Source organism: Streptomyces sp. RP5T, from assembly GCF_003933965.1.
GTDB lineage: Bacteria > Actinomycetota > Actinomycetes > Streptomycetales > Streptomycetaceae > Streptomyces.
The window spans coordinates 1-9,831 of the sequence record NZ_RSAJ01000312.1 but is presented as its reverse complement, the minus strand read 5'-3'; the positions used below and the strand labels follow the sequence as shown (position 1 = coordinate 9,831).

The following is a 9,831-nucleotide window of genomic DNA, read 5'->3' as shown; positions in this document are numbered from 1 at the left end:
GACCAGCGTCTCCGGCGTCACCCGCTGGCTCACCCCCGACAAAGTCGCAATCGCCCTCAGCGACAGGTTCAAAAAAGACGACCACTTCTGGTTCACCGTCTTCCACGAGATCGGCCACACCCTCCTGCACGGCAAGAGACTGACCTTCCTCGACAACACCGACCGCGCCGACGAACGCACACCCGAAGGCGACCGCAGCGAAGAAGAAGCCGACGCCTTCGCAGCCCAGACCCTCATCCCGCCCGAGCACAACGCCGCCTACCGCCGCCTCGCCCGCAGGCCCATGCCCTTCGACAACATCAAAGCCTTCGCCCGCCAGGCCGGCATCGCCCCAGGCATCGTCGTCGGCCGCCTCCAGCACGACGGCGCCCTGCCCTGGACCCACGGCAACAACCTCAAACGTCCCGTTCGCTTCCCCCACAACGGCCCCGCCGAGGACCAGCCACAGTGACCGACCACCCCCGCAAAGGCACCGTCGCAGCACCGGGCTCCCCCGACTTCGCCCTGCACACCCTGGGCTGGCGCGCATTCCAGGACCTGTGCGCAGCCGTACTCCGCGAAGTGTGGGCACAGTCCGTACACACCTTCGCCGACTCCAACGACGGCGGACGCGACGGCGCCTTCTACGGCACCTGGCAACAACCACCGGACCCGATCGGCGTCCAGGACGTCCCCGACGGCCCGTTCGTCCTGCAGTGCAAACACACCAAGAAAGCCGACACCACCCTCGCCCCCTCGGATCTCGACGATGAGTTCGCCAAAGTCCAGGCTCTGGTGGAACGGGGTCTATGCGGCAGTTACGTCCTGCTCACCAACGCACGAGTCAGCGGCGTCTCGGAAGCTACCATCCGACAACGGCTGCTCAACGCCGGCGTCAGATACCCGCTGATCCTCGACGGTCAGTGGATCTGCGACACCATCGCCAGCCGCCAGCGCCTACGCACGTTCGTCCCCCGCGTCTACGGCCTCGGCGACCTCTCCCAGATCCTCGACGAACGCGCCTACACCCAGGCCAAGGCCCTTCTCGGCTACCTGCGAGACGAACTGGCCACGTTCGTGGTCACCGACGCCTACCGGCATGCCGTCCAAGCTGTGCAAGACCACGGCTTCGTCCTGCTCCTCGGCGAGCCCGCCGTCGGCAAATCCGTCATCGCCGCGACCTTGGCCATGACCGCCCTCGACGCCTGGGGCTGCCTCCCCGTCAACGCCCACGACGCCGACGGACTCGTACGCCACTGGAACCCCGACGAGCCGAACCAGTTCTTCTGGATCGACGACGCTTTCGGCGCCGTACGCCACGAACAGCAGCTCACTGACAGTTGGTCCCGCCACATGCGGCACGTCATGACCGCCGTCCACAGCGGAGCCAAAGTCGTCCTCACCTCACGCGACTACATCTACCGCGACGCCCGCCCCTACCTGAAGGAATACGCCTACCCCCTCCGGCACGAACAGCGAGTCGTCGTCGACGTCGCCCGACTCTCCCCGCAGGAACGCCAACAGATCCTCTACAACCACATGAAACTCGGCGATCAGCCACCAGAGGTCCGGGCGAGGTTGAAACCGCATCTGAAAGCGGCGGCCGACACCGAGCCCTTTTACCCTGAGGTGGCCCGGCGCTTGGGCCAGCAAGCCTTCACCGAGCACCTTGAACTCACCACCAGCGGCGTCACCGCTTTCATGGCCCGCCCAACCGATTTCCTCTACGACGTCTACTCCGGACTTGGACCAGATGAGAAGGCCGCCCTTGCCCTGACCTACCAGGCCGACGAGTACCTGCCAGCCCCGCTGAGCCTGGACGACTTCCAGCGAGAAGTCATTACACGTTTCGGCAGCACGCCTGGCGGCGTTGACCGCGCACTACAAGCATTGACCGGGACCTTCCTCCGCCCGGCCGACCTAGTCGCCAACGGCCCATCAGCAGGGTGGTCCTTCCAACACCCCACATTGCAAGAAGGCTTCGCCGAACTACTGGCGAACAACCCTAATCTCATTGGCGTCTTCCTCACCGGTCTGGACTGGCAGAAGCTGGTGACTCGTATCGACTGCGGCAGCGACGACCAGCTCGGAACGCTTCTTCCAGTCTCCCCGGACCTCTATCCTGCGGTGATCCGAAGGCTCCTGGACGCAGATCTGAGAACCCGAGGCGACCACGCCCAGTGGTATGAATTCTTCGCCACACGCTGCTCGGACGCCTTCCTACGGCTGTACACCGAAGAAGACCCTCAATTCGTCACCCGCCTTACTGATTTCGGCCCCTTCCTCGACGCAACTCACGAGCCCAGGGTCCTTGCGCGCTTGCAAAGAGCCGGTCTCGTCAGCTCGCACGAGCACCGACGCATCGTGGACCAGGTCACCAAGCTCGCCCTCCATACACCTGGGGCCGCATGGCTCCGCAATCCCGACTGGAAGGCCCTGCTGACCGAAGCCGAACGACAGCACATCCTCGAACAGGTACGAAAGACGCTCGTCCCCAACCTGCAATCAGTAGTCGATCAGTGGATACAGTCCAGGCGAGACGACCCGTTCGATATTTTCGTTCCCCTGCTGGAAGATCTGCGCACCTACCGCAACCTGTTCGATAGTGACCGCCAAGCCTCAGCCGCCTTCGATCGCGCGTTGACCGAGGTGACTGCAATATTCCAGACTGCATACGACGACGAGGACGAATCGTCGTACAGCTCGACCAATCGACAGAGCTGCCAAACCGTGAAGTCGCAGCCTTCACCCACCCGCAGCCTCTTTGATGACGTCGACGACTGACCCCACCCAGTCAGTCTGGCCGTCCCGGCAGCCACCCACACATCACGTACATAATCACCAGACAAAGCACAGGTCAGCGCCCCTCCACACACCTTGAAGGTCAGTAAAACGGACGAGGCCCATCGGACGAGTGGGGATGGGCTGAGGCCATGGGCGGCCGTGCACGACCAGGCGCAGCTTCCTGCGGAGCGTCGGTTGTACATGACGGCCATGCCGCGGCTGTGGCAGCTGGACGAGGACTCCGAGCAGGGCGCCCCCGGCGAGCTGGTGGCCTCGATGGAAGACCACTTCAACTCGCCGTTCGGCAGCAGGTGTTTCACCCTGACTTTGTCGGAGGCCATCGACAGAGGCATCTGTGCCCCGTACCAGGTGGTGTGCGTGGACGTCAACGACACTCAGCTCCAGGCCACCATGCTGCTCGGTGCCGAAGGGCGGTCGGACCAGGTGCGTGGGACCCGACTCGCCGCGCTCCAGACGGCTCTGGTGAAGGCCGCCTCGGAGGAGGGCATCCGTCGCACGCGCTCCTTCCACTACGTGGTCAAGGAGGCCGAGGCTCTCGCGGCCTGGCCTTCCCGATATCGCCGCGCAGCTGCCCGACGCGGACCCGAAGCAGCACGCACAGCTCCGTGTCGGCTGTTCCATACCTCCTACACGGTCGAGGGCACCTGGCGACTGCTGAAGCGACACCGCTGGAGCTGGCAGCAAGCCACTCGACGGACGATCGAGCGCGATGACGACGCCATCGAAGTCTGGAAGAAGGAGACCTGGCCGCGGGTAAGACCACCGCGGCGGAGCGCGGGGCCAGGATCGTCTTCGAGGACGAAGCCGGGCAGTCGATGACTCCGCCGCGCGCCAAAAGCTGGGGCCGGATCGGCCGGACCCCGGTCGTGAAGGTGAGAGGCCGGGGCTCCGGGCGGGTATCGATGGCGGGCATGGCCTGCTACAAACCCGGCCAGAGGTCCCGGCTGATCTACACGATCCGCGAGTACCGGGGCCGGAAGAACGAACCGAAGGGTTTCGGCTGGCGCGACTTCCGCGACCTGATCGTCCGCGCCCGCAGCCAGCTCGGCGGCCCGATCGTGCTTGTCTGGGACAACGTCCGCCTGCATCTCACGACCGGCATGCGGGAGTTCATCGACGCGAACGCCGATTGGCTCACTGTGTTCCAGCTTCCCACTTACGCACCGGACCTCAACCCGCAGGAGGGGCGTCTGGTCGGTGGTCAAGCGCGACATCGGCAACCTCGCCGCGGCCGATCTCGACCAGATCACCCGGGCTGTGAGGCGCCGACTCAAGCAGATCCAGTATCGGCCGTATGTGGTCGACGGCTGCCTCGCCGGCACGGGCCTTGGCTTCGGCATGGACGATCTGGAGAACCACGGTCAGTGGCCACCCCGCCGTCTCCCGGATGAGGGCGCCACTGGTAGCGATCAGTTTGCTGCGCTTGTATAGGAGCCGTGACCGTGAGCCCAGAACCCGCCTTCGAAGATGTAGCCAATCCAACGCCTGAGGAGATGACCGTCTGGGCCTACGCGCCCGGAGCGCAGCCCCCGGTCTCCCAGGACTGGGACATCCTCGCAACACGCCCAGCCTTCGGCTCACTATTCGTGACCCTGGCCGCCGACGGGCAGTGCCCCCACCGCCAGTTCTTCCTCGGCTGCCTGTATCTCCTAGCTGGCGACGCCGTGCGCACGCGCTTCCGGACGATGCCTGAAGTAAGTCTGCGCGCGCTGACCGACGAGGCAACGTCGACCGGAGAAGCCTGGGTCAGCACCTGGGCGGCACGCACCCGAGCCCTGGTTCGTACCCCTGAGTCCTTCGACTACGAGGACTGGTGCGACTCGCGCGGTCTAGCCAGCACGCCAACGTGATCAACTCGGCACCGACATCACCAGTTCAACCTCAGTGGCAATCCCTCCGCCATGTGATCAACGCGATTCTGTTGCGGCAGCGGGCCGACCTCCCCTGACGGGGCCTTCCTCCTTCATGCGTGGTCGGTGGAACCAGGACGTCGGCTGTTCCTCAGCAGTAGACCCAACGGCCGGGGCGTTCGCGCGATCGGGACCGCCTCGCCGCGACCCCGGAGGAACGGCGGACGAGCTGGGTAAGCGATCCTGCTGAGGTTGAGAAGGGGCTCACTGTCGGGCGCTGCTTGACCTTGCCGCTGGCGGCAGGGTTGAACGATGACCGGCATGAACGTCATCGCGCCGCATGCCAGCAGGATCGTCGCCGTCACCGGAGCCGGCACTGGGATCGGCCGTGCCACTGCCCGTGCCTTCGCCGCCGAGGGCGCCCACGTGATCGCGATCGGACGGCGAGTTGAGCCTCTCGAAGAGACCGCTGCCGGGAATGCCAGGATCACACCGCTGGTCGCCGATATCACGGCCGAGGCCGGGCCCCATCGGATTCTCCAGGCCGTAGTGGAGACACACGGTCGGCTTGACGTGCTCGTCAACAACGCCGGCATCGTGCGCAGCGGTGCCCTGGGCACACTGACGCCCGAGATGATTGAGACGCAGCTCGCCACCAACCTCGTTGCTCCCATATTGCTGGCTCAGGCCGCGCTGCCACGGCTGGAGGCGTCGCGCGGGGTGATCGTCAATGTCAGTACATCGGTGGGACAGCGAGCCTGGCCGGGCAACTCGGTCTATGCGGCGACGAAGACCGCCCTGGAGCTGCTGACCCGTAGCTGGGCGGTCGAACTGGCACCCCGTGGAATCCGGGTGGTGGCAGTCGCACCCGGAGCGATCGACACCCCCATCGGCGAGCATCAGGGTCTGATGCCGGAGCGGATGGCCGCGGTGCGGGAGTGGCAGGTGGCGCACACTCCGATGGCCCGCATCGGTCGCCCGGAGGAGGTTGCCTGGGCGATCACCCAGCTTGCCGCCCCGTCCGCCTCCTTCGTCACCGGAGTGGTGCTCCCGGTCGACGGTGGAGCGGTCGTGGCGTGATAGGACTGGCCGGGGGGTGAGGTGGGTGCGGATCGGTGAGCTGGCCAGGGCAACCGGGACGACCGCTCGTGCGCTGCGGCACTACGAGCAGGCCGGACTCATTTCCTGCGAACGGGCCTCCAACGGCTACCGCGTCTACGATGAGCGTTCTGTGGTGCGAGTTGGCAACATTCGCTACCTGTTGGCTGCCGGCCTCACCCTGGACGACGTGCGAGTGTTCCTGCCATGCCTGGACGGCGACGTGGCTGCGGCACCGCCCTCGGACAGGGGCCTGCGTGTCGCAATGGCACGTCTGGCAGTCCTCAATGAACGCATCGCCATCCAGACCCAGGCCCGCGACCGGCTGGAAACCGCGCTGCAACAGGCAGTCGGTGGCCAAGTCCGCCCGGTAGCCTGACCGCCCGTCATTCGATCAGCAACTCGTCTGGCGCTGGACGCAGACACGTCGTGGCATTTGGCGCCGATGGCGCCTGGAGGGAGCGGGCACGTCGGAAGAGGCGAAGGTTCGGACAGGTGACGTTGTCCGGGGCACCGGTGGGCCATTCGCAGGCTTCAAGGGCACTGTCGGAGCAGTCGACTTCAGTCGTGGACGCGTGCAGCTGACCGTCGACATCCTGGGCGACATGAACACTATCGACGTTCCCTTGTCTGATGTTGCGACGGCCGGCTGAACTCATCGTTGACTGCCGCGATCGCTGTGATGGATCAGGCCCGCTCCCTTCTTGATGCCCCGGCACCCCAGCGCCATCCCCAGGGCATCCAGAGGGAGATCGGTGCGCATATGGGTCGTGAGCTGCCATCCCGCGATCATCCGCGAGTACACGTCCAGGACGAACGCGACATAGACCCAGCCGGACCAGGTCCGGACATAGGTCAAGTCCGCGACCCCGAGCTGGTTCGGCTGGGTTGCGGTGAAGATCCGGTTGACCAGGTCCGGCGGGCGCGGGGCGGTCGGTTCGGGGACCGTGGTCCGGCGTCGCCGGCCACGGATGACGCCTTCCAAACCGCCCTCGCGCAGCAACCGTTCGATGGTGCAGCGGGCCGCGGTGACTCCCTCGCGTCGCAGCTGGCGGTGGATCCTGCGGGCGCCATAGGTGCCGCCGGACGCGGCATGAACTGCACGGATCTTGATCAGCAGTCGTTTGTCGCGCAGGCGCCGGGCGGACTTCGGTCGCCTGCGGCGGGCGTTGTATGCCGAGACCGACAGGTCCAGTTCCCGGCAGACCGGCTCGACCCCGAAGTCGTCGCGGAGGTGGTTGATCACCGCGTCGGCCTCGTGCGGGGCTGGTCGAGCTCCTTCGCGAAAAACACCGAGGCGGCCTTCAAGATTTCATTCGCCCGCCTCAACTCGGCGTTCTCCTTGCGGAGTTGGGCGAGTTCATTCTTCTCGGCCGTGGTGAGCAGATCAGGCCGGTCGCCCTGATCTGCTTCGGCCTGGCGGACCCAGTTCCGCAGAGCCTCTTTGTGGATGCCAAGGTACCGGGCGACATGCGCGACCGGACGGCCCGAGGTCTGAACCTCGCGGATGGCTCGCTCACGCAGCTCGTCGGGGTACTTCCGTGGTGCGGGCATCGGACCTGTGTTCTCCCATCTGCCGAGGCGATCATGCCTGGCTTCAGGACCGCTACAAAATCCGGTTCAGCTCACTCGACAACACCAGGCGCAGGACCGCCAAGCTGAGCGTGGAGCGACGCGCCGCCCTCAGCGAGCTCGGCATGCGCTGGTGCCTTTTACGTGGGCAAAAACAGTCCGCCACCGCGAAACCATCAGCGAACGCGACCGGATCAGGTCGTGAGGGACAAGATCAGACGACCCTGACGACATCCGACAAGGAGATATCGATCCTGGTCGCGTCGCCGAAGATGTCCACCGTCAACTCGGCACGGCCCTGAACATGGTCAACAGCCACGACAGGGCTCGTGAAGTCTGTGAACGGTCATCGGTGATCCGCACGACAGTCCCGACCTGGATGCCCATCTCGTGCGTCACACCAGCCCCCTTCGCGCTGCTACGGAACGTTTCACAGTGAGATCGGCGTCGGGCGCGACGCCACCCTTGCGACAGACGTCCGGCGTCCTGCTCTACTCCTTGCAAAGGCTGCTCAGGACTCATCATCGACCAGCCCGAACGCTTCCGGAAACTCCTCCAGAAACTCGCGACGAGCTGGATCGGTCTCGGCATCTGCCATCTCCGCAACCAGCGCAACGAGTTCCTGCCGCTGATCATCAGGCAGCGTACTGAGCGTGTGGGCGACGCCCTCCATTACCTTGACCGCGTCGTCCTGATCTATCTGATCGTCGTCGCTGCCCTCGATGAACCACAGGACATCGACCAAAGTCTCGGCCAGGGCACGGGTCAGGAACGGATACAAAGACGCCACGACGGTCTCCCAGCAGATCAAACGGCACAGTCCAGCCATCCCACCACACGCCACTGACATCGCTGTTCGTGAGAGCGGCGCGCTCCCGGCCAGGTCTGGTCGTTCTGGGCGAGGACCTCGGGGCATGGACCGCTGCGCAACGTGGGGGATGAAAGGAACTGGTCTTGGCGTAGCAGTGGCTGCTTGAGAGCATCGGCGTCGACCGGGACGAGGGTGCGCCGGCGCTGCCGGTGGTGGGATCATAGGCCGACCGGTGGGAGACCAACCTGCCGCCGCCCGCCAATCCGCACCCTCGTGGGCCACCAGGGGTTGCCGTGTAGCCATGGGCACCCAGCCGAGAGAAAGCGATGGGATGTTGATCCGGCACGACGTCTTCGCGGACCGGGTGAAGACCACCCTGGCCAGAGCAGGCCTGCCGCTCGCTTCGACCTTCGACGACGCTCTCTCCAGCGGTGTGTACGTGGAGATCGCCGACGAGGAGCGCCTGCCTCCCCAAGCCTTTCTCAAGTGGCGGGTCCACCCGATACTCCAGGAACACTTCAGGACCGTGCCACACAACGCGCTCCTGAGCGACCCCCAGGTTCGGGAACTCCGGATCGCGCAGGAGGCGATGAACACCGCGGTCATCGCCGTCCTGGAAGGCGCCGGTTTCTCCGCCCGCCTGGCGCGGGGCGAACGGGCGGGAGAGGTCCTCGTCGGCGAGTCTGCCAACTGAGACCGCGGCTCCGAGTCCCCGGCAGCACAGCCATGACCGCTCACGCGCCTCTCTGCTTCTTGCTGGTAACCGGATGTCCCTTATCGGAGAACCTTGGTGACCACACCGGCTACTACGGTCCGGCTGCTCTCACAGATGGCGAACTTCAGGCCCTCCCCCTTGGCGAACCCGCCAAGCAGGAGGGGAGGGCGGGCCGCCGGCCATCACGTCTGCCGCCGGGAGGACCAGTACGTCCCCGCCCACGTACTTCTCCAACTGGCCGTCGACGTTCTCGTACTACCCGATCACGGCGCCGACGAACGAGGCCACCTCGGTCGCCATCGCCAAGTTCTGGTGGTCCGCGCCCAGCACCGCCGCACTCGCCTACACCAGTTCCTGGCGCGGCGGCGTCTCCGCGGGTGCGGCCATGAACGTCTTCGGGCCCGTCCTGTGGACCGCCAAGGGGGACAGCCTCTCCAGCGAGGTCAAGAGCTACCTGCTGCGCGAGTCGGCGAGCACGAACTCCGTGATCGCGTTCGGCGGCACCGGTTCGGTCGCCAAGGCCGCCCTGGACACCGCGGGCGCCGCGATCAGCGCGAGCGCGAGCCAGTTCGTGTACCACCCGTACTACAACGGCGTCATCCCCGCGACGTCCCTGCAGAGCACCTACACGGCCCGGACCAACGGCGGTCAGCCCGACACCGTGGCCCGCACAGGCCCGACCGGCTCGGACCCACACCTGGAATCCCTCAGGACGGTCCGGCACCAGTAGACCGTCACGTGGCGGGGGCGCCGATCAGCTGGTCGGTGCCCCCGCCACCCGGGTCAGGAACACCGTCACCGCTATCACACACCCCCTTGACCGCGACCTGATCGCCAGCCGCAACCGGCGATGTCAAGACATCTCAGGGGGCTAAGACGTCGTTTCTGTTGGCGTGATCGCTCGTTGAGCCGTGCATGACGGATCTGGTGGGGCGGCTGGTGCCGGACGAGTTGTGGACGCTGTTTCGGCGGGTGGTCCCGCCGACGGAGGTCATACGCCC

General features: G+C 65.8%; 12 protein-coding genes and 2 pseudogenes. 11 read left to right on the top strand and 3 right to left on the bottom strand.

Annotated features, from left to right (window positions below; all coding sequences use genetic code 11):
* The 9 genes and pseudogenes from EHS43_RS27570 to EHS43_RS27535 form a co-directional block, all read left to right on the top strand.
* Positions 1-451, top strand: a 451-nt coding sequence (locus tag EHS43_RS27570) for an ImmA/IrrE family metallo-endopeptidase (protein WP_125193449.1), incomplete at its 5' end; no start/stop codon positions are given.
* Positions 448-2,763, top strand: a complete 2,316-nt coding sequence (locus EHS43_RS27565) for a hypothetical protein (RefSeq protein WP_125193448.1) — start codon at positions 448-450, stop codon at positions 2,761-2,763. The genes EHS43_RS27570 and EHS43_RS27565, both read left to right, overlap by 4 nt.
* A gap of 111 nt (positions 2,764-2,874) precedes the next feature.
* Positions 2,875-3,379 (top strand): annotated as a pseudogene (locus EHS43_RS27560) (helicase); the annotation flags it as partial.
* Positions 3,380-3,396: 17 nt separating this feature from the next.
* Entirely contained in the window at positions 3,397-3,603 is a 207-nt protein-coding gene (locus EHS43_RS27555; RefSeq protein ID WP_260470740.1) for a winged helix-turn-helix domain-containing protein, read from the top strand.
* Positions 3,600-3,911 (top strand): annotated as a pseudogene (locus EHS43_RS48825) (DDE endonuclease); the annotation flags it as partial. The gene EHS43_RS27555 and the pseudogene EHS43_RS48825, both read left to right, overlap by 4 nt.
* A gap of 70 nt (positions 3,912-3,981) precedes the next feature.
* Positions 3,982-4,215 carry a hypothetical protein gene (locus EHS43_RS48820; RefSeq protein WP_312023443.1) on the top strand — a complete coding sequence of 78 codons (234 nt, stop codon included), beginning with the start codon at positions 3,982-3,984 and terminating at the stop codon, positions 4,213-4,215.
* An 11-nt stretch (positions 4,216-4,226) separates the two neighbouring features.
* Positions 4,227-4,634 (top strand): hypothetical protein, encoded by a 408-nt coding sequence (locus EHS43_RS27545; RefSeq protein WP_125193447.1) that lies wholly within the window; start codon positions 4,227-4,229, stop codon positions 4,632-4,634.
* A 312-nt stretch (positions 4,635-4,946) separates the two neighbouring features.
* Entirely contained in the window at positions 4,947-5,714 is a 768-nt protein-coding gene (locus EHS43_RS27540; protein WP_125193446.1) for an SDR family NAD(P)-dependent oxidoreductase, read from the top strand.
* A gap of 25 nt (positions 5,715-5,739) precedes the next feature.
* Positions 5,740-6,111, top strand: a complete 372-nt coding sequence (locus EHS43_RS27535) for a MerR family transcriptional regulator (RefSeq protein WP_125193445.1) — start codon at positions 5,740-5,742, stop codon at positions 6,109-6,111.
* Between the two features lie 276 nt (positions 6,112-6,387).
* On the opposite strand, the gene EHS43_RS27530 is transcribed toward EHS43_RS27535, so the two are convergent.
* The 3 genes from EHS43_RS27530 to EHS43_RS27515 all read right to left on the bottom strand — a co-directional run bounded on the left by EHS43_RS27530 (position 6,388) and on the right by EHS43_RS27515 (position 8,094).
* Positions 6,388-6,978 carry an IS3 family transposase gene (locus tag EHS43_RS27530; protein WP_125193444.1) on the bottom strand — a complete coding sequence of 197 codons (591 nt, stop codon included), beginning with the start codon at positions 6,976-6,978 and terminating at the stop codon, positions 6,388-6,390.
* On the bottom strand, positions 6,975-7,286 hold the full coding sequence (locus EHS43_RS27525) for a transposase (protein ID WP_125193443.1): 312 nt from the start codon (positions 7,284-7,286) through the stop codon (positions 6,975-6,977). The genes EHS43_RS27530 and EHS43_RS27525 overlap by 4 nt, the downstream gene beginning before the upstream one ends.
* Before the next feature lie 529 nt (positions 7,287-7,815).
* Positions 7,816-8,094, bottom strand: coding sequence for a hypothetical protein (locus tag EHS43_RS27515; protein ID WP_312023442.1), 279 nt, complete (start codon positions 8,092-8,094; stop codon positions 7,816-7,818).
* 322 nt (positions 8,095-8,416) lie between these two features.
* Between EHS43_RS27515 and EHS43_RS27510 the strand changes: the two genes are divergently transcribed.
* Both EHS43_RS27510 and EHS43_RS27505 read left to right on the top strand, forming a co-directional pair.
* On the top strand, positions 8,417-8,809 hold the full coding sequence (locus tag EHS43_RS27510; protein WP_125193441.1) for a hypothetical protein: 393 nt from the start codon (positions 8,417-8,419) through the stop codon (positions 8,807-8,809).
* Positions 8,810-9,215: 406 nt separating this feature from the next.
* On the top strand, positions 9,216-9,560 hold the full coding sequence (locus tag EHS43_RS27505; protein ID WP_125193440.1) for a hypothetical protein: 345 nt from the start codon (positions 9,216-9,218) through the stop codon (positions 9,558-9,560).
* Positions 9,561-9,831 lie beyond the last annotated feature (271 nt).